This window comes from Streptomyces sp. NPDC053513 (assembly GCF_044544765.1).
Taxonomy (GTDB): domain Bacteria; phylum Actinomycetota; class Actinomycetes; order Streptomycetales; family Streptomycetaceae; genus Streptomyces; species Streptomyces litmocidini.
Genome location: NZ_JBITXP010000015.1, coordinates 161910 through 179675 on the forward strand (window position 1 = coordinate 161910; position 17766 = coordinate 179675).

Below are 17766 nucleotides of genomic sequence, written 5' to 3' on the forward strand. Positions count from 1 at the left end.
GCCCCCGCCTACCTGCCGTGTGCCCGCGCTTGCCGGGGCGGTGCCCCTGCCCGTGTGGGGCCCGCGCCCGGGTGGGCGGCTCCCACCTGCCCGTGTGGGCAATCGTCCCGCTGGGGCGGGACGGGTGGGCACACGGGACGGCGCCCTGAGCGGCGCCTCCGCGTTCCGCGCCTGAACCCGCACCCCAAGTGCGGTGCACCTAGGGGTGCGGGTCGGGGCACCAGCCTCGGGCGCCGGCAGGGCGCGGGTCCGTTGTGCCCACCCGTTCCGCCCCAGCGGAACGACTGCCCACAACGGGGTGGACGGGGGCACCGCACCGGCGGGTGCGCGCCCACAACGGGGTGGGCGGGGGCACCGCACCGGCGGGCGCAGCCCCCAACGGGGGCGCGGGGTGGAGGGCTACAGGCGGCTCAGGGACGCCGTGGCGGAGAGGACGTCCTTGATGGCCTCGCGGTCGCCGTCCTGTCCCGCCGCCGCCTCCTCCGGCGTGATGTGCCCCGCCACCAGCTGGCAGAACTCGACCCCGTCCATCGCCACCTGCGCCACCGCCCGCTCCGGCGAACCGATCGCCGCGGGGGAGTCCAGGGAGATGTACCAGTGGCCGCCGCCCGCGCCCTCCACCTCCAGGTGGAGCGAGCGGCCCGGCGCGCCCGCCGCGACGAGCTCCTTGGCGGGGCCGGCGAGCCCCGCCCGCCGCCGGTTGGCGAGGGCTCCGGGGAGCAGCCGGGCCGCGAGGTCGATCATGCCGTGGAGGTGCGGCCCGCTGGGCGGCGCGTACGGGTAGGCGACCGCGGTCGCGATGTCGTCCGCGTGCCGCCAGCACTCGAAGGCCCGCTCCAGGAGCGAGTCCTGGAGGGGCAGGGCGAAGTCCTTGTAGGTGACGGTCAGGTCCGCCACCCCTCGGCCCGCGAAGGCGATCGTCCGGATCAGCGTGTGCGACTGGTCGCGCCACGGTCCCCGGATGGACCGGTTCGGCGGCCGGTCGAGGGACGACCAGAACGTCTCCGTGCGTTCCGTCGGGGACAGCTCCGGCACGTCCGCGCAGCGGGTCCTCCAGGCCCAGCGCCGCCGTCACCAGGCCGTCCACCGCCAGGAGGTGGCCGATGACCCCGGCGACGGTGGCCTTGCGGCGCACGAGGCGGTCCTCCTCGTACCACTTGAGCCGTACCGGCGCGTGCCATTCGGACTCGCCGATGTCCCGCAGGAGCGCGTCGAGCCGGGCGGTCTCCGCGTCGTACGGAGTGACCCAGTCGGGGACGGGGATGCGGGCGGGCCGACGGCCCAGGCAGTTCTCCAGGACCCGGGAGCGGAGCAGCGGGTCGAGGTCCAGGTCGCGGTCCTCGTGGAGGAGCGTGACGGCGTCGCGGAGCCGGAGGGCCTCGTCGGCGCAGGGGGCGCACGCGGTGAGGTGGTTCTCGACGGCCCTGGTCTCGCCGGCGGAACACGCCGAGAGTGCCCAGGCCCCGAGGAGGGACTTGAGCACGTTGTGACTGAGGTCCGGTACTTCCGGAATGTCCGCACCGCCCGGTTCTTCCGAGCCTTCCGATATGCCCGGTGCTTTCGATCCCTCCAGTACCTCCGGTACTTCGTGTACCTCCGGTTCCTTCGTCTCCTCCATGTCCGTCTCTTCCGTCCCCGCCTCCGAAACCTGCGGCAGTCGCGTCGTCAGGTCCGCGTGGTCGTCGGCCGCACGGCGCGGTCCCGGTATCCGGGGCGCGCGTGCGACCTCGTCCGCGCCGTCGTCCGGCCCGGTCACCGCGGCCGTCCGTAGCCGGGCGGCGAGGACCCTTCGAGGGGGCGGGCCTGCGCGGAGGAGAGCAGCTGGAGTCCCAGCCGGAGGCGCCGGCGGGCCTCGTCCTCGGTGACGCCGAGGTCGGCTGCGGTCTGGCGGTAGTCGCGGCGCTGGAAGTACGCCAGTTCGAGCGCCTTCCGGAGCGGCGCCGGCATGGAGGTCACGATGTAGTCGGCGCGGGCGGCGACCGTGGCCCGGTGGACCTTCTGCTCCAGCTCCTCGGCGGAGCCGATCCCCGTCTCCGCGTACGCCAGGGCCTCGGCCTGCCGGAGCCGGTGCACGGCCTGCCGCTGGGTCAGCTTGGCGACCCACGAGCGCATGTTGCCCTGCTTCGGGTCGTAGGAGTCGGGGTTCTCCCAGATGTAGCCGAAGACCTCGCGGGTGACCTGGTCGGCCGCCGCGTCGTCGTCGAGGACCCGGTGGGCGAGGCTGTGCACGAGGGCGGCGAACCGGTCGTAGAACTCGCCGAGGGCAGCGGCCTCCCCGCGCGCCAGCCGCTGCTGCATCCTGCGGTCCCAGCGCGGTGGTGTGTCCATCGCCATGCGGCCCTCCGTTCCGGTTCTCCTCCAAAGTAGTGGGCCGCTCCGACAACGCACGCCTGTTTGCCGCAAGTGCGCCCTTGACGCGGATGCGGATGGTAAGGAAAGCGTCATCCCCGGGCCGAGGGGTTTCGACGCCTCCCGGCGGGGCAGGCGGCGTGCGTGACGACGATCGAGGTCGACGAGGACGAGCACGGCTCCTGGACGGTTTTCCGCGTCCGGGGGGAACTGGACCTGGTCACCTCCCCCGGGATACGCCGCCGCGTCCACGACGCCGTCGCGGGCGGCCGGCACGACCTGGTCATCGACCTGTCCGCCGTGCGGTTCTGCGACTCCAGCGGCGTCGGCGTGCTGATCGCGTCCCGCCGGCTGCTCCGCTCGTGCGGCGGCCGGCTCCGCCTGATCCTGCCGGAGCAGCGGGCGGACGGGGAGGGCCACGTCGGCCGGGTGCTGTCCGCGCTCGGCGTGCACCGCCTCTTCGACGTGTACGAGGACATGCCGGAGGCGCTCAGCGGGGTGCCGGACCAGCCGATCCCGAAGCCGCGCCGAACCGCTCCCTGAGCTTGTACTTCAGCACCTTGCGCAGGGTCTCGTTGCGGGGGAGCGCGTCCACCACCTCCAGCTGTTCCGGCAGCTTGTGGACGGAGAGCCCGGCCTCCCGCAGGAAGGCCGTGACCTGTGGAAGCCCGAGCGGGGCGGCGCCGGGGGGCTGTTCGACGACGGCGCAGACGCGTTCGCCGCGCTCGGCGTCCGGGAGGCCTATGACGGCGGCGTCGCCCACGTCCGGGTGCCGGTGGAGGAGGTCCTCGATCTCCTTGGCCGAGATGTTCTCTCCCTTGCGGATGATGATGTCCTTGACCCGGCCCGTGAGCACGAGGTGGCCGGTGGGCGTGAGGTGCCCCACGTCGCCGGTGACGAGGAAGCCGTCCTCGTCGAAGGCGGCGGCCGTCTGCGCCGGGTCGAGGTAGCCCCGGCAGACGGCCTCGCCGCGGAGCCGGACCTCGCCGTCGGCGGTGATCCGGATCTCCATGCCGGCGGGCGGGCGGCCCTCGGTCGTGGCGAGGTTCTCGGCGGTGTCGTCGGGGGCGCCCATCGTGATCATGGGGACCTCGGTCATGCCGTACCCGTGGGTGAGCTGGCAGCCCAGCTCCTTCCGCACCGCGTGGTAGATCCCGGGCGGCTTGGGCGCGCCGCCGCCCGCGAGCAGGCGGAGGGTGGGGATGACGGGCTTCCCGGGCCGTTTGCGCTGCTCGGCGAGGAACATCGAGTAGAAGGCGGTGGAGCCGCCGGCGACGGTCACGCCGTGCCGGTTGTACGCGTCGAGGGCCTCGGGCAGCGCGAACTGTTCGAACATCACGGCCGGGAAGCCGTACAGCAGCAGCATCACCGTGTAGTCGGGCCCGGCGATGTGCGCGTACGGGAAGGCCATCGAGCCGACGTCCTCGGCCGTCAGCTGGAGGGCGTGGGCGAGGCAGGAGCCGCCGGCGAGCAGCGAGCGGTCGGTGTGCAGGACGCCCTTGGGGTCCGAGGTGGTGCCGGAGGTCCAGTAGATCCAGCGGACGTCGGTGCCGGAGGCGGGCGGCGGGGGGAGGACGGCCGGGTCGCCGTCCGGAAGGTCCTCATAGGCCTCGAAGATCCCGCGCGCGCCGAGCCTCCTCGCCATCTCCGCATGGTCGAATCCACGCCATTTTCCGGGGACCGAGAAGAACTCGGCCTTCGACTCGCGCAGCGCGAAGCCGACCTCCTTGTCCCGGTAGAAGGGGATCACCGGGGACTGCACGGCGCCGAGGCGGGCGAGCGCGAAGGAGAGCACCGCGGTCTCGATGCGGGTGGGCAGCTGCCAGGCGACGACCGTGCCGGGGCGCACGCCCATCCCGTACAGCCCGGCGGCGCAGCGCTCGGCGCGTTCGCGGAGGCCGCCGAAGGTGAGGACGCGGTCGTCCTGGAGGAGGACGGGCCGGTCGGGGGTGAGGGCGGCGCGGCGCTCGACGAGCTCCCAGAGCGTGCGGGACTCGCCCAGGGCGTGTGCGGTCTCGTTCATCCCGTACTCCTCCTGGCTGACGTTGCGTCAGATGGTGCGGTGAGCGTAGAGGTCCGGCGCTTGTCGGTCCAGGGGTGCGGGGCTAGCCTGATGCCGTCAGATCTGACGGGTCATCAGAAACGGGCCGGCACGGCCCGCCGAGTCCGGGAGAGGCTCCATGACGGAACTGCCCCGCATCATCAGCGTCGACGACCACGTGATCGAGCCCGCCCACCTCTTCGAGACCTGGCTCCCGAAGAAGTACCGCGACCGCGGGCCCCGCCCCCTCACCGCCGGCATCGGCGAGCTCGCCTACGTCGGCGGCAAGTACCAGATCACGATGGACCCCGAGGGCCCGCCCACCGACTGGTGGATCTACGAGGACCTCAAGTTCCCGTACAAGCGCAACATCGCCGCCGTCGGCTTCGACCGCGACGACATGACCCTGGAGGGGATCACGCGGGAGGAGATGCGGCGCGGCTGCTGGGACCCCAAGGCCCGCCTCGCCGACATGGACCTCAACCACGTCGAGGCCTCCCTCTGCTTCCCCACCTTCCCCCGCTTCTGCGGCCAGACCTTCGCCGAGGCCCACGACAAGGAGGTCGCCCTCGCCTGCGTCCGCGCCTACAACGACTGGATGGTCGAGGAGTGGTGCGGCGACAGCGGCGGCCGGCTCATCCCGCTCTGCATCATCCCGCTCTGGGACGTCGACCTCGCCGTCGCCGAGATCCGGCGCAACGCGGCGCGCGGGGTGAAGGCCGTGACCTTCTCCGAGATCCCCACCCACCTCGGCCTGCCGTCGATCCACTCCGGTCACTGGGACCCGTTCTTCGCCGTCTGCCAGGAGACCGGGACGGTGGTCAACATGCACATCGGCTCCAGCAGCCAGATGCCGGCCGCCTCCCCCGACGCCCCGCCCGCCGTCCAGGCCAGCCTGAGCTTCAACAACGCGATGGCCTCGATGATGGACTTCCTCTTCAGCGGCGTCCTCGTCAAGTTCCCCCGGCTCAAGCTCGCCTACAGCGAAGGCCAGATGGGCTGGATCCCGTACGCCCTCGAACGCGCCGACGACGTCTGGGAGGAGCACCGCGCCTGGGGCGGCGTCCGCGACATCGTCCCCGAGCCGCCCTCCACGTACTACTACCGGCAGATCTTCTGCTGCTTCTTCCGCGACAAGCACGGCATCGCCTCGCTGGACGTCGTCGGCCGCGACAACGCCACCTTCGAGACCGACTACCCGCACGTCGACTCGACCTTCCCGCACACCAAGGAGGTCGCCCTCGACCACGTCCGGGGCCTCGACGACGAGACGGTCTACAAGCTCATGCGCGGCAACGCCATCCGCATGCTGGACCTCGGGATCGTCTGATGGACCTCTCCTGCACCGAAGAGGAGGAGGCCTACCGCGCCCGCCTGCGGGAATGGCTCGCCGCCACCCTGCCGGGCCTCCCCGAACGCCCCGACCCGCTCGACTGGCCCGCCCGCCGCGCCTACGACTGCGGCTGGCAGCGACGCCTGTACGACGCCGGCTACGCCGACACCCACTGGGACGCCTCCCCGACCCAGCGCCTCATCTTCCTGGAGGAGACCGAACGCGCCGGCGCGCCCTACGTCGGCGCCAACTTCGTCGGCCTCCTCCACGCCGGACCCACCATCGCCGCCGAGGGCACGGCCGCCCAGCGCGCCCGCTGGCTGCCGCCGATCCTGCGCGGCGACGAGGTCTGGTGCCAGGGCTTCAGCGAACCCGACGCCGGGTCGGACCTCGCCTCCCTCCGCACCCGGGCGGTACGGGACGGAGACGCGTACGTCGTCACCGGCCAGAAGATCTGGACCTCCCACGCCGAGGTCGCCGACTGGTGCGAACTCCTCGTCCGCACCGACCCGGCGGCGCCCAAGCACCAGGGCATCACCTGGCTCGCCCTGCCCATGGACGCCCCCGGCATCACCGTCCGGCCGCTGCGCACCCTCGCCGGGTCGACCGAGTTCGCCGAGGTCTTCCTCGACGAGGTGCGGGTGCCCGTGGCCAACCGGGTCGGGGAGGAGAACGACGGCTGGCGGGTCACCATGGTCACCCTCTCCTTCGAACGCGGCACCGCCTTCGTCGGCGAGGTCGTCGCCTGCCGCCGCCTCCTCGGCGAACTCGCCCGCACGGCCCGGAAGAACGGCACCTGGGACGACCCCGTCCTGCGACGCAGGCTCGGCAGGCTCTCCGCCGGGTTCCAGGCGCTGTGGCGGCTCACGCAGGCCAACGTCAGCGAGGCCCAGGCGACCGGCGGGGTCCCCGGCGCGGGCGGCTCCGTCTTCAAACTGCACTACTCGCACGCCCGCCAGGAGCTGTACGACGCGGCCGCCGCCGTCCTGGGGCCCGACGCGCTCGACCTCGGCCGCGACTGGAACCTCGACCGGCTGTCCTCGCTCTCGTACACGATCGCGGCCGGAACGTCCCAGATCCAGCGCAACATCGTCGCCGAGCGCATCCTCGGCCTCCCGAAGGGGCGGTGATCCCGTCATGGACTTTCGGCTCACGGAGGATCAGAGGGCGCTGCGGCGAGGTGTACGGGAACTCCTCGCGCGGCTCTTCGACCGGGAGGCGCTGCGGAGCACGGTCGACTCCCCGCTCCTGGACCGGGAGCTGTGGCGGGAGCTCGGCGACGCCGGGTTCTTCTCCCTCCGGCTCCCGGAGGCGGAGGGAGGGGCGGGGCTCGGGCTTCCCGAGGCGGTCCTCCTCTTCGAGGAGGCGGGGAGGGTGTTGCTGCCGGGGCCGTTGGTGGCCACGCACGTGGCCGCCGGGGTCGTGCCGGGGGCGGCGGAGGGGGCTGTCGTCGTGACTGACGCCTCGGAGGGGCTCGTCCCTTGGCTGGACGAGGCCGATGTGGTGCTGGGGGAGGCGGGCGGCGCCGTGCCGGTGCGGTCGGTCGATCCGCTCACGCCCCTGCACCGGGTGCCCGGCACCGGGCGCCGTGCCCACCCGTCCCGCCCTGCGGAACGCCTGCCCGCGACGGAGGCGGCGGAAGCCGTCCTGCTCACCGCCGCCGAACAGGTCGGGAGTGCTGACGCCACCACCGGCACGGCCGTCTCCCACGCCCGGACGCGAACGCAGTTCGGGCAGGTCATCGGGGGGTTCCAGGCGGTGAAGCACCTGTGTGCCGGGATGCTCGTGCGGACGGAGCTCGCGCGGGCGGCCGTGTGGGCCGCGTCCGTCACCGGTGATCCCGTCGAGATCGCCGGGGCCAAACTCCTCGCCGACGAGGCCGCCGTCGGCAACGCGCGGGACTGCCTCCAGGTGCACGGCGGGATGGGCTTCACCTGGGAGGCGGACGTGCACCTGCACCTGAAGCGGGCCTGGGTGCGGGCCGAGCTGCGGATGCCCGCGGCGCGGGCGGAGGAGACGGTGGCGGCGGCGCTGTAGCGCTTCGCTTCCGAAGGGTCACGGAATGTCGATACCGGGTTGTGTCCTTCGGCGGGGCCGTCACGGCCCGGAGTCGGCCTCCGCCTCCGGTACGCTCCGTGGGATGCGAGTGCTCGTTGGCCCGGTTCGTCCCGGTGTCGCCCCTGCGGCGGCTCCGCGCCCGGGAATGCCCGCCGCTCGCGCCCGACGTTCGACTACCCGCAGCGTGCGTCGCACAGTATGGACCATGCGTACTCCTTCGCGCTGGAATATGCCCGAAGCGCTTGTTGCGGTGACTGTACGTCAACCATGCTGTTCCACAAGGGAATCACGTTCCGTGAAGGTGTGTTGTCCGCCGGTTCGGATGGTGTGAGCGGTGCAGGTGCTTCAGGTTCAGTTGGTGGTCGGGCCGGACCCGGCAGAGGTGGGGCGAGCACGGAAGTGGGCCCGGTCACGGCTCACCGGATCGGGCATAGGGGCCGACGAGCCGCTCGCCGAGACGCTGGTGCTGCTCATCTCCGAACTCGTGACCAACGCCGTCGTGCACACCGGCTGTCCGGCCGTGCTGCGGATGCTGTTCGCCGCGGAGGGCGGGGTGCGGGTCGAGGTGGCCGACGCGAGCGACCGGCCGCCGCGGCCCCGGCACGCGAAGGGCGAGGACACCAACGGGCGCGGTCTGGAGCTGGTGGACGGTCTCGCGGACCGGTGGGGCTGGCAGCCGGAGGGCGCCGGCAAGAGCATCTGGTGCGAGGTGGACCGGGTTCCGTCCGTCGCCGCCGTGGCGCCCCTGTCGTCCGGCAGGGTGCACTGTTGACGATTCGTTCCGTTTTGCCCACTCTGGGGTGAGCGATTCGTGGCGAGGGGAGCCGAGGGCCGTGGCCCTCGGCGTGTGCGGGTCGCGTTCGGGCGGCGGCGGGTCCGTGCCGTGCTCGGGGCGCGTGCGAGCGCGCCGCCGCCCGCGGGTTCCCCTGGGGCCCGTTCGGGGGGTCAGAGAATCGCGACCGGGGCCACCGGGGTGCCCGTGCCGCCGACGAAGGGCTCGGGCATCGCGGAGAGCAGGAAGGTGTACCGCCCTTCCTGTGCACAGGCTGTGGACAGGGCCTCCAGGTTCCAGTTCTGGCCCTGGAGCATGCCCATCTCGACCAGGTCGAGGGCGTGCACGGGCAGCCAGAGGCCCTCGATCTCGGGCGGGAAGATCTCGAAGGTGAGCGTGTCGTTTGCGACGGCCGCGACGTCACGGGCGTGGAACCACTCCGGCGTACGGACCGAAAGGCCCGGTGACGGGAAGGCGTACCCGTGCCGGTCCCCGGCCAGGTACAGCTGGATCTGACCCGTCCGTACGAGCACGACGTCCCCGGACCGCACCGTCACCCCGCCGAACTCGGCCGCCTCGTCGAGGTCTTCGGGGGTCACGGCGTGGCCGCCCGGCAGCCGGTCCACGCCCATCGCGGCGGCGACGTCGAGGAGGACCCCGCGGCTGACGAGGTGGCGGGCCGTGTGGATGCCGCTGAACTCGGAGCGGCCGTGCGGGGTGATCGAGGCGGCGGGCCGGCCGTTGTAGATGCGCCCCGAGTGGGAGACGTGCGTCAGGGCGTCCCAGTGGGTGCCGGCCTGGAGGCCGAGGGTCACGGCGTCGTCGCTGGTGGCGACCGTGCCGGGGCCGAAGAGTTCCTGGTTGATCTGGACCATGACGTGGAGCGGGTTCACCCGGCCGGGGATCATGCCGGTCTGTATGCCGTCCTGCTTCAGGTCGACGGCGAGCGGGATGCGCAGGCCGGTGCGGACGATGGCGGCGGCCTCCCGCACGACCTCGTCGGTGACGAGGTTGAGCGTGCCGATCTCGTCGTCCCGGCCCCAGCGGCCCCAGTTGTTGACGCGCTTGGCGATCTCGTGGAAGGCGGCGGGGAGAGACATCGGGGCCTCCGGGGTCTTGTTTTCCGGTATCTGACGGACCGTAGAATCCTGACGACGAACGAATCTAACGGACCGTCAGAAAGCGCGGGAAGGGGCCGGGCGTGGGGAACTTCTTGGCTGGCAAGGTCGTCGCCGTGACGGGAGCGGGGCGCGGCATCGGCCGCGCCGTCGCCCTCGCCTGTGCGGCGGAGGGCGCGAAGGTCGTCGTCAACGACTACGGGGTGTCGATCGAGGGCGGCGAGCCGACCTCGGAGATCGCGGCGGCGGTCGTGAAGGAGATCGAGGCGACGGGCGGCACCGCGGTCGCCGTAGCGGACGACATCTCCACGATGGCGGGCGGCGCGCGGGTCGTCGAGACCGCCCTCACCGCGTACGGACGCATCGACGGGGTCGTGTGCGTCGCCGGCATCCTGCGCGAGCGGATGCTCTTCAACATGTCCGAGGAGGAGTGGGACCCGGTCGTCGCCACCCACCTGAAGGGCACCTTCACCGTCTTCCGGGCGGCCTCGGCGGTCATGCGCAAGCAGGGCACCGGCACCCTCATCGGCTTCACCAGCGGCAACCACCAGGGGTCCGTGGCGCAGGCCAACTACTCGGCGGCCAAGGGCGGGATCATCTCCCTCGTGCGGAGCGCGGCCCTCGGCCTCCACAAGTACGGGGTCACCGCCAACGCGGTCGCGCCCGTGGCGCGCACCCGGATGTCCGCGAACGTCCCGATGGAGCTCAAGGAGATCGGCGAACCGGAGGACGTGGCCGCGCTCGTCGTCTACCTGCTGAGCGAACGGGCCCGGGAGGAGCGGATCACCGGCCAGGTGTACACCATCGCCGGCCCCAAGATCGCGGTCTGGGCCCAGCCGAGGGAGCTGCGGGCGGGATACGCGGAGGCGGGCTCCTGGACCCCCGAGCGCATCGCGGACTTCCTGCCGGGGACGGTGGGGACGGACCCGATGCCGATGCTGGCGCGCCTGGAGGAGATGGCGAAGGCGGCGGCGGAGGGCGCGCGGCCCAACGCGGGCGCGAAGGAGGGGTCATGAAGGGCGTCGTCTTCGACGGGAAGCAGGTCCGGGTCGTCGACGACCTGGAGGTGCGGGACCCCGGCCCCGGCGAGGTGCTCGTCGGGATCGCCGCCGCCGGGCTCTGCCACAGCGACCTGTCCGTCGTCGACGGGACCATCCCCTTCCCCGCGCCCGTCGTCCTCGGCCACGAGGGCGCGGGCGTCGTCGAGGCCGTCGGCCCGGGCGTCGTCCACGTCGTGCCCGGCGACCACGTCGCCCTGTCCACCCTCGCGAACTGCGGCGCCTGCGCCGACTGCGACCGGGGCCGGCCGACGATGTGCCGCAAGGCGATCGGGATGCCGGGCCGGCCCTTCTCCCGAGGAGGGCGGCCGCTCTTCCAGTTCGCCTCGAACTCGTCCTTCGCGGAGCGGACCGTCGTCAAGGCCGTGCAGGCCGTGAAGATCCCGAAGGACATCCCGCTGACCTCCGCCGCCCTCATGGGCTGCGGGGTCCTCACCGGAGTCGGAGCCGTACTGAACCGGGCGAAGGTCGACCGCGGCGACACCGTCGTCGTCATCGGCACCGGCGGCATCGGCCTCAACGTCCTCCAGGGCGCGCGGATCGCGGGGGCGCTGACGATCGTCGCGGTGGACACGAACCCGGAGAAGGAGACGGTGGCCCGGCGGTTCGGGGCGACGCACTTCCTCTCCTCCACCGAGGCCGTACGGGAGGTCCTTCCCACCGGCGCCGACCACGTCTTCGAGTGCGTCGGCCACACGGGGCTCGTCCGCGCCGCGATCGACCTCCTCGACCGGCACGGCCAGGCGGTCCTGCTCGGCATGACGGCGCCGAAGGCGGAGGCGGGCTTCCTGCCGGCCGCGATGTTCCTCGACAAGTCGATCCTCGGCTGCCGGTACGGCTCCTCCCGCCCCCAGAAGGACATCGCCCTCTACGCGGAGCTGTACCGCGCGGGAACCCTCCTCCTGGACGAACTGGTCACCCGCACCTACCCGGTGGAGGACTTCGCGAGGGCGGCGGGGGACGCGGAGGGGGGGAGGGTGGCGCGGGGGGTCCTCACGTTCTGACTCGCTCCCCGGGGGTTTCGCCCGCGCCCCGGCGGTTCCGCGGGCTCCCCGACGGTTTCGCCCGCTCCCCGACGGTTCCGCTCGCTCCCCGACGGCCCGGGCGAAACGCGGTGGGTCCCGGGGCCGCGGGCCGTTACGGTCCCGGACATGTCCTACCGCGAGCTCGCCACCCGTCCCGTCCTCGCCTGGTCCGCCGTCATGGTCACCGGCCGGCTGCCCGTCGCCATGGCGCCGCTCGCGCTCGTGTTCCTCGTGCGGGAGCGGCCCGGCGGCTACACGCTCGGAGCGGTCCTCGCCGCCGCGTACGTCCTCGGGGAGATCCTCGCCGCGCCCGTCCTCGGCATGCGGATGAACGCCGGGCGGGCCCGGCCGCAGCTCGTCGCCGGGCTCGCGGTCGGCGCCGCCGGATTCACCGGGCTCGGGCTCGCGCCCGACGCCCACCCCGTCGTCCTCGCCGCCCTCGCGCTGCTCGCGGGCACCGGCCCCGCCGCCGTGCCCGGCGCGCTGCGGGCCCTGCTCACCAGCCTCGTGCCGGAACGGGCCGTCACCCAGGCGATGAGCGCGGAGTCGGTGCTGACCTTCGGCCTCTGGGCGGCCGCGCCCGCCCTCACCACCGGCCTGGCCCTCGGCGTCGACCCGGCGGTGCCGCTGCTGCTGCAAGGCCTCCTGACGGGGCTCTCGGTGGCCGGGCTGTGGCTGCTGCCGGTCGGCTGGTCCGCCGAGGCGCAGGAGAAGGGCGCCTCGATGCGGCGGGCGCTGCTGCGGGCCTGGCCCGTGTACGTCCTCGGCGCCGCCGGCCTCACCCTGCTCGCGCTCGCCGAACTCGTCCTGCCCGCGCTCCTCGAACAGCGCGGGATCGGCATCGGCTGGGCGGGCCCGCTCCTCGCCGGTTTCTCGATCGGCTCGGCGGTCGGCGCGTTCGTGTACGGTCTGCGGGGGAGCTGGCCCGGCCCGCTGGCCGTCCAGTCCCTGGTTCTGGTCCTCGCGGTCGCCGCGGGCGTCGCCCTGGCCGCCGTACTGCCCTGGACGGCGGCGATCGCGGTCGCGCTGGTCGCCGCCGGGCTGCTCCAGGCCCCCGCGAGCCTCACCCGGAACCTGGCCCTCCGTCAGGTCCTGCCGCCGTCCGCGCTCGCCGCCGGGTACTCGGTCATGTACGCGGCGGTGGGCGCCGGTTATGCGGCCGGCGGCAGCCTCGCCGGCGGCCTGCTCAAGGTGGTGGCCCCGTCGACGGCGATCCTCTGGGGAGTGGGCCTGACGGTGCTGCTCACGGTGATCGGCGCGGCGGGGGAGCGGCGGCTGACGCGGCGCGCCCCTGACGTGGCGGAGAGGGAGGCCCGGACGGACGTCGCCCCCGCGAGGAGCGGTGGCTGAGGCGCCGCACCCCGGCGTGCGGTCGGCTCGGGCCGGGGCCGCGGGGCCGCGGGGTCGTGGGGCCGCGGGGTCGCAGGGTCGAGGGAGCACGGGGTCGCAGGGTCGAGGGGGCACGGGGTCGCGCCCGACGCTCAGGGCGCGGCGGACGCCTTCGCGGAGGCGCTCGTGCGGAACGTCCGCCGGTAGGACGTCGGCGTCACCCCGATCGCGCTCATCAGATGGACCCGCAGCGACTGCGCCGTGCCGAAGCCCGCGTCCCGGGCGACCCGGTCGACCGGGAGGCCGGTGGACTCCAGGAGGTGCCGGGCGCGCTCGACGCGCTGCTGGGTGAGCCACTGGCCGGGGCTGATGCCGACCTCGTCGCGGAAGCGGCGGGTGAACGTCCGCACGCTCATCGCCTCCTTCTCCGCCAGGTCCCGCAGCTGGATCGGCTCGTGGAGGTGGGCGAGCGCCCAGGCCCGCGCGGTGGTCGTGGTGTGGGTGCCGGTCTCCGGCAGGGGCCGCTCGATGTACTGGGCCTGGCCGCCGTCCCGGTGGGGCGGTACGACGGTCCGGCGGGCGACGTCGTTGGCGACGGCCGTGCCGTGGTCGCGGCGCACGATGTGCAGGCACAGGTCGATGCCGGCGGCCACCCCGGCCGAGGTGAGGACGTCGCCGTCGTCGATGAAGAGGACGTCCGCGTCGACCCGTACGCGCGGGAAGAGCCGCTGGAAGTGCTCGGCGGACGCCCAGTGGGTGGTGGCCGGGCGCCCGTCGAGGTAGCCGGCCGCGGCGAGCACGTACCCGCCGGTGCAGATGGAGACCAGCCGGGTGCCGGGCCGGATGCGGGCGAGCGCCGCGGCCAGCTCCTCGGGGAGCCTGCCCTCGTCGTGGACCGGTCCGAGCTCGTACGAGGCGGGCACGACGACCGTGTCGGCGGTCGCGAGGGCCTCGGGCCCGTGCTCGACGTGGATCGAGAAGTCGGCGTCGGTCTGTACCGGTCCGGCCTTCGGGGCGCAGGTCACGATCTCGTACAGCGGCCGGCCCCCGGGGTCCTTCGCGCGGCCGAAGATGCGGTGCGGGATGCCCAGCTCGAAGGGGAGGAGGCCGGGCAGGGCGAGGACGGCGACGCGGTGCGGCTGCTGCACGGGCGGGGTGCTCCCTCCGTAAATCGGTGGTGGTCCAGACCATAGGGCTGGTACGAGTACGTGTCCGTGACGGACAACACGTACAAGTCTGAGGCCACGGAGCGGATTCCCGCCCCGGTCGCGCCGCCCGCACGGCGAGCGCCCGCGCCGCCCGCACAGCAGTCGCCCGCGCCGCCCGTGCCGCCCGCGCTGTGGAACCGTAACTTCCGGCTCTTCTTCGTCGCCCGCGGCGTCGCCGTCTTCGGCGAGGGCATGGTCCCGGTCGCCTTCGCCGCCGGACTCCTCGGCGCCGGCCACCCCGGCTCCACCGTCGGCTACGCGCTGGGCGGCTGGACCGCCGCCTTCGCGCTCTTCGTGCTCTTCGGCGGCGTCCTCGCCGACCGCTTCACCGCCCGCCGCATGATGATCCTCGCCGACCTCCTGCGGCTGCCCGGCGCCGCCGTCCTCGCCGTCTCCTTCACGCTCGGCGGCCCGCCGCTCTGGGCGGTCTACGCCCTCTCCGTCCTCAGCGGCGTCGGCGCCGCCCTCTTCCAGCCGGGCGTCGCCTCCACCATCCCCCGCATCGCCCCCGACGTGCAGCGCGCCAACGCCGTCCTGCGGGTCGTCGAAGCCCTCATGACCATGGCGGGACCGGCCGCCGCGGGCCTGCTCGTCGCCGTCTGGAGCGCGGGCGCGGCCTTCGCCGTCAACGGCGTCACGTTCGCGGTGAGCGCCGTCTGCTTCCTGCTGATGCGGCTCGCCCCGATCCCCTCCGACACGGCCCGGCGGGACTCCTTCCTCGCCGAACTGGCAGGCGGCTGGCGGGAGTTCCGCTCCCGGAGCTGGCTCTGGGGCGTCATCTCCATCTGGACGGTGTACGGGCTGACCGTCGCCGGACCCATGGTCCCGCTCACCGCGAGCCTCGTCACCGAGGAGCACGGCTCGGCCGCGTACGGCGTGCTCATGGCCGTCAATGGCGCCGGCAGCGCCGTCGGCGGCCTCCTCGCGATCCGGCTGCGCCCGCGCCGCCCCCTCGCGGCGGGCGCGGTGGCGCTCCTCGGCCTCCCGGTGAACCTGGTCCTGCTCGGCACGGGCGCGCCGGTCGGGGTCCTCGGCGCCGGGCAGTTCGTCGGCGGGGCGGCCTTCGCCTTCTGGCTGGTCATGTGGTCCACCTCGGTCCAGACGCACGTGCCGCAGGAGGCCCTGAACCGGATGCACGCGTACGACGTGGCCGGCTCGCTCCTGATGATGGGCGTCGGCCGCACCCTGTCGGGGCCGGTGGCGGCGGCGGTCGGCACGGAGGAGGTGCTGCTCACGGGGGCGGGGATCGCGGTGCTCGTGGTGGCGGCGCTGCTGGTGGTGCGCCCGGTCAGGACGCTGCCGCGCGCATGAGGGCGCCTGTCCCGATCCTTTGGAAAGCTGTCATTCGGGCCAATGGTGGGGGAGATGCCGGCCCGGGATGCTCGATGGCATGGCTCAGACAACCGAGACGCCCGCCCGCACACCGGCCGGCCGGCCGCTCCGCACCCCCCGCGTCCACCGCGCCTGGTTCGTCGCGGCGGTCACCTTCGTCACGATCATCGGCGCCGCGGCCTTCGCCTCCCTGCCGGGCCTGCTGATCGAGCCGCTGCACGAGGAGTTCCACTGGTCGCGGGGCACCATCGGCTTCGCCGTGTCGGTGAACCTCGCGCTGTACGGCCTGACGGCGCCGTTCGCCGCCGCCCTCATGGACCGCTTCGGCATCCGGAGGGTGGTGGCGGTGGCCCTCAGCGTGATCGCGCTGGGCTCCCTCCTCACCGTCTGGATGACGGCGGCCTGGCAACTGATGCTCTACTGGGGCGTCCTCGTCGGCCTCGGCAGCGGCTCGATGGCGCTGGCCTTCGCGGCGACGGTCACGAACCGCTGGTTCGTGGCGCGGCGGGGGCTGGTGACGGGCATCCTCACGGCGGCCGGCGCCTCGGGCCAGCTGATCTTCCTGCCCCTCCTCTCCTGGCTGGTGGAGCACCACGGCTGGCGTCCGGCCGCGGTGACGGTGGCCCTCGCGGCCCTCACCGTCGTCCCCTTCGTGTGGCTGCTGCTCCGCGACCACCCGGCGGACGTCCGGCTCGCCCCGTACGGCGGGGAGTACGCCGACAAGCCCGCCCCCGTCACGGGCGCGGCGCGCCGCGCGGTCACCGTCCTGTTCCGGGCGGCCCGCACGGGCCCCTTCTGGCTCCTGGCGGGCTCCTTCGCGATCTGCGGCGCCTCCACGAACGGCCTGGTCAAGACGCACTTCGTACCGGCCGCCCACGACCACGGGATGCCGGTGACGGCGGCGGCCGGGCTCCTGGCCGTGATCGGCGTCTTCGACGTCGTCGGCACGATCGCCTCCGGCTGGTTCACCGACCGCTTCTCACCGCGCCGGCTCCTGGCGGTCTACTACGCGCTGAGGGGGGTCTCGCTGCTGTTCCTCCCCATGCTCCTGGCGCCCTCCGTCCACCCGCCGATGCTCTTCTTCATCGTCTTCTACGGCCTCGACTGGGTCGCCACCGTCCCGCCCACCATCGCCCTCTGCCGCGAGCACTACGGCGAGGACTCGGCGATCGTCTTCGGCTGGGTCCTCGCCTCCCACCAGGTCGGCGCGGCGGCCGTCGCCTTCGCGGGCGGCGTGGCCCGCGACGTCTTCGGCACGTACGACGTCGTCTGGTACGCCTCGGGCGCGCTGTGCGCGGCGGCGGCCCTGATGGCCCTGGTCATCAGCCGACCCCGGACGGAGGCGGTGGCCCCGGCGGGAGCATGATGACTCCCGGGGGGTGATCGCCGATGAGCGGTCCTGACACGGGGCGTACGACCGCCCGGATGATGAGGATCTCGATCCTCACGCTGTTCCTGGAAGCGGCGCTGGCCCTGGTCCTCGGCATGCTGCTCGGTGACACGAGGCAGCCGGAGCCGGGCGAGGAACGCCTCAGCGCCCTGACGCTGATGGTGCTGCCGTTCACGCCGCTGCTGGTGCTGCTGCCGGCCGCGGCGGTCTCCGCGGTGGTCGTGCTGCCGACGGTCCTGCTCGGCGAGCACCTGGCCCGGCGGGCCGGAGGCCGCGCCCTCTGGTGGCAGCTGCTCCTGTCGACCGCCGTCGGGGCGGTGCTGCTGCCGACGGGGGCGGGGTGGGCGGGGTGGGTGGTGGGGGCGGTCTGCGTCGCGACGGCGGTCGTGCTCGCCGCCCGTGCGCGCCGGGGTCACTTCGTGAGGCTGCTCCTGTGGGGCACGCTCACGATCCTGACGGCCTCCCTCCTGACCCTCCTCCTCCCCACCTGACGGGCCGACACCTCCACCCCCGCGCGGAGCCCGCGCCCGTGCCGGGCGGCGCCCCCCGCCCGCGCGGGGCCCGCGCCCGCCGGGCCGGTTCCCACCCAGCCGTGTGGGGCCCGCGCCCGTGCTGGGCGGCGCCCCCTGCCCGTGCGGGCCGCGCCCGGATGGGCGTTGCCCCCGCCCACCCGCCGTGTGGGCAATCGTCCCGCTGGGGCGGGACGGGTGGGCACACGGGACGGCGCCCTTCAGCGGCGCCTCCGCGTTCCGC

15 protein-coding genes and 1 pseudogene are annotated in these 17766 nt (G+C 73.7%); 11 read left to right on the forward strand and 5 right to left on the reverse strand.

Annotated features, from left to right (window positions below):
• Positions 1-399 precede the first annotated feature (399 nt).
• Positions 400-1756: pseudogene (locus ACIGW4_RS25130) on the reverse strand (zf-HC2 domain-containing protein).
• Positions 1753-2334, reverse strand: a complete 582-nt coding sequence (locus tag ACIGW4_RS25135) for a sigma-70 family RNA polymerase sigma factor (RefSeq protein ID WP_123454438.1) — start codon at positions 2332-2334, stop codon at positions 1753-1755. The pseudogene ACIGW4_RS25130 and the gene ACIGW4_RS25135 overlap by 4 nt, the downstream one beginning before the upstream one ends.
• Before the next feature lie 159 nt (positions 2335-2493).
• Here ACIGW4_RS25135 and ACIGW4_RS25140 point away from each other — a divergent pair, with 159 nt between their 5' ends.
• Positions 2494-2892, forward strand: coding sequence for an STAS domain-containing protein (locus ACIGW4_RS25140; protein WP_123454440.1), 399 nt, complete (start codon positions 2494-2496; stop codon positions 2890-2892).
• Here ACIGW4_RS25140 and ACIGW4_RS25145 read toward each other — a convergent pair.
• The gene (locus tag ACIGW4_RS25145; protein ID WP_399582947.1) at positions 2840-4372 is read right to left on the reverse strand and encodes a class I adenylate-forming enzyme family protein; all 1533 of its coding nucleotides are present in this window, start codon (positions 4370-4372) and stop codon (positions 2840-2842) included. The two genes, ACIGW4_RS25140 and ACIGW4_RS25145, sit on opposite strands and share 53 nt — an antisense overlap.
• Before the next feature lie 157 nt (positions 4373-4529).
• On the opposite strand from ACIGW4_RS25145, the gene ACIGW4_RS25150 reads away from it, so the two are divergent.
• The 4 genes from ACIGW4_RS25150 (at position 4530) to ACIGW4_RS25165 (ending at position 8553) form a co-directional block, all read left to right on the forward strand.
• A complete protein-coding gene (locus ACIGW4_RS25150; RefSeq protein WP_398710041.1) occupies positions 4530-5720 on the forward strand; it encodes an amidohydrolase family protein in 1191 nt (396 codons plus the stop codon).
• On the forward strand, positions 5720-6853 hold the full coding sequence (locus ACIGW4_RS25155) for an acyl-CoA dehydrogenase (RefSeq protein WP_123454446.1): 1134 nt from the start codon (positions 5720-5722) through the stop codon (positions 6851-6853). The genes ACIGW4_RS25150 and ACIGW4_RS25155 overlap by 1 nt, the downstream gene beginning before the upstream one ends.
• A gap of 7 nt (positions 6854-6860) precedes the next feature.
• Positions 6861-7760 (forward strand): acyl-CoA dehydrogenase family protein, encoded by a 900-nt coding sequence (locus tag ACIGW4_RS25160; protein WP_398710042.1) that lies wholly within the window; start codon positions 6861-6863, stop codon positions 7758-7760.
• A gap of 355 nt (positions 7761-8115) precedes the next feature.
• Complete coding sequence (locus ACIGW4_RS25165) at positions 8116-8553, forward strand: ATP-binding protein (RefSeq protein ID WP_123454451.1); 438 nt, start codon at positions 8116-8118, stop codon at positions 8551-8553.
• A gap of 173 nt (positions 8554-8726) precedes the next feature.
• Here ACIGW4_RS25165 and ACIGW4_RS25170 read toward each other — a convergent pair whose 3' ends face one another.
• A complete protein-coding gene (locus tag ACIGW4_RS25170; RefSeq protein ID WP_399582949.1) occupies positions 8727-9653 on the reverse strand; it encodes a cyclase family protein in 927 nt (308 codons plus the stop codon).
• A gap of 101 nt (positions 9654-9754) precedes the next feature.
• On the opposite strand from ACIGW4_RS25170, the gene ACIGW4_RS25175 reads away from it, so the two are divergent.
• The 3 genes from ACIGW4_RS25175 (at position 9755) to ACIGW4_RS25185 (ending at position 13104) form a co-directional block, all read left to right on the forward strand.
• Positions 9755-10687, forward strand: coding sequence for an SDR family NAD(P)-dependent oxidoreductase (locus ACIGW4_RS25175; protein ID WP_123454455.1), 933 nt, complete (start codon positions 9755-9757; stop codon positions 10685-10687).
• The gene (locus tag ACIGW4_RS25180; RefSeq protein ID WP_399582951.1) at positions 10684-11733 is read left to right on the forward strand and encodes a Zn-dependent alcohol dehydrogenase; all 1050 of its coding nucleotides are present in this window, start codon (positions 10684-10686) and stop codon (positions 11731-11733) included. The genes ACIGW4_RS25175 and ACIGW4_RS25180 overlap by 4 nt, the downstream gene beginning before the upstream one ends.
• 147 nt (positions 11734-11880) lie before the next feature.
• Entirely contained in the window at positions 11881-13104 is a 1224-nt protein-coding gene (locus tag ACIGW4_RS25185) for an MFS transporter (protein ID WP_399582953.1), read from the forward strand.
• A gap of 131 nt (positions 13105-13235) precedes the next feature.
• Here the strand turns inward: ACIGW4_RS25185 and ACIGW4_RS25190 are convergent, their stop codons facing one another.
• On the reverse strand, positions 13236-14231 hold the full coding sequence (locus tag ACIGW4_RS25190) for a helix-turn-helix domain-containing protein (protein WP_359592494.1): 996 nt from the start codon (positions 14229-14231) through the stop codon (positions 13236-13238).
• A 60-nt stretch (positions 14232-14291) separates the two neighbouring features.
• On the opposite strand from ACIGW4_RS25190, the gene ACIGW4_RS25195 reads away from it, so the two are divergent.
• The 3 genes from ACIGW4_RS25195 (at position 14292) to ACIGW4_RS25205 (ending at position 17504) form a co-directional block, all read left to right on the forward strand.
• Complete coding sequence (locus tag ACIGW4_RS25195) at positions 14292-15602, forward strand: MFS transporter (RefSeq protein WP_359592495.1); 1311 nt, start codon at positions 14292-14294, stop codon at positions 15600-15602.
• A 67-nt stretch (positions 15603-15669) separates the two neighbouring features.
• On the forward strand, positions 15670-16989 hold the full coding sequence (locus ACIGW4_RS25200; protein ID WP_185094605.1) for an MFS transporter: 1320 nt from the start codon (positions 15670-15672) through the stop codon (positions 16987-16989).
• A 23-nt stretch (positions 16990-17012) separates the two neighbouring features.
• The gene (locus tag ACIGW4_RS25205) at positions 17013-17504 is read left to right on the forward strand and encodes a hypothetical protein (RefSeq protein ID WP_399582956.1); all 492 of its coding nucleotides are present in this window, start codon (positions 17013-17015) and stop codon (positions 17502-17504) included.
• The last annotated feature ends 262 nt before the right edge of the window (positions 17505-17766 follow it).

Bases quoted from the DNA above. Each gene is read 5' to 3' on its own strand.
- ACIGW4_RS25135 (WP_123454438.1), bottom strand. From the start codon at position 2,334: ATGGCGATGGACACACCACCGCGCTGGGACCGCAGGATGCAGCAGCGG.
- ACIGW4_RS25145 (WP_399582947.1), bottom strand. From the start codon at position 4,372: ATGAACGAGACCGCACACGCCCTGGGCGAGTCCCGCACGCTCTGGGAG.
- ACIGW4_RS25150 (WP_398710041.1), top strand. From the start codon at position 4,530: ATGACGGAACTGCCCCGCATCATCAGCGTCGACGACCACGTGATCGAG.
- ACIGW4_RS25155 (WP_123454446.1), top strand. From the start codon at position 5,720: ATGGACCTCTCCTGCACCGAAGAGGAGGAGGCCTACCGCGCCCGCCTG.
- ACIGW4_RS25160 (WP_398710042.1), top strand. From the start codon at position 6,861: ATGGACTTTCGGCTCACGGAGGATCAGAGGGCGCTGCGGCGAGGTGTA.
- ACIGW4_RS25170 (WP_399582949.1), bottom strand. From the start codon at position 9,653: ATGTCTCTCCCCGCCGCCTTCCACGAGATCGCCAAGCGCGTCAACAAC.
- ACIGW4_RS25180 (WP_399582951.1), top strand. From the start codon at position 10,684: ATGAAGGGCGTCGTCTTCGACGGGAAGCAGGTCCGGGTCGTCGACGAC.
- ACIGW4_RS25185 (WP_399582953.1), top strand. From the start codon at position 11,881: ATGTCCTACCGCGAGCTCGCCACCCGTCCCGTCCTCGCCTGGTCCGCC.
- ACIGW4_RS25200 (WP_185094605.1), top strand. From the start codon at position 15,670: ATGCTCGATGGCATGGCTCAGACAACCGAGACGCCCGCCCGCACACCG.
- ACIGW4_RS25205 (WP_399582956.1), top strand. From the start codon at position 17,013: ATGAGCGGTCCTGACACGGGGCGTACGACCGCCCGGATGATGAGGATC.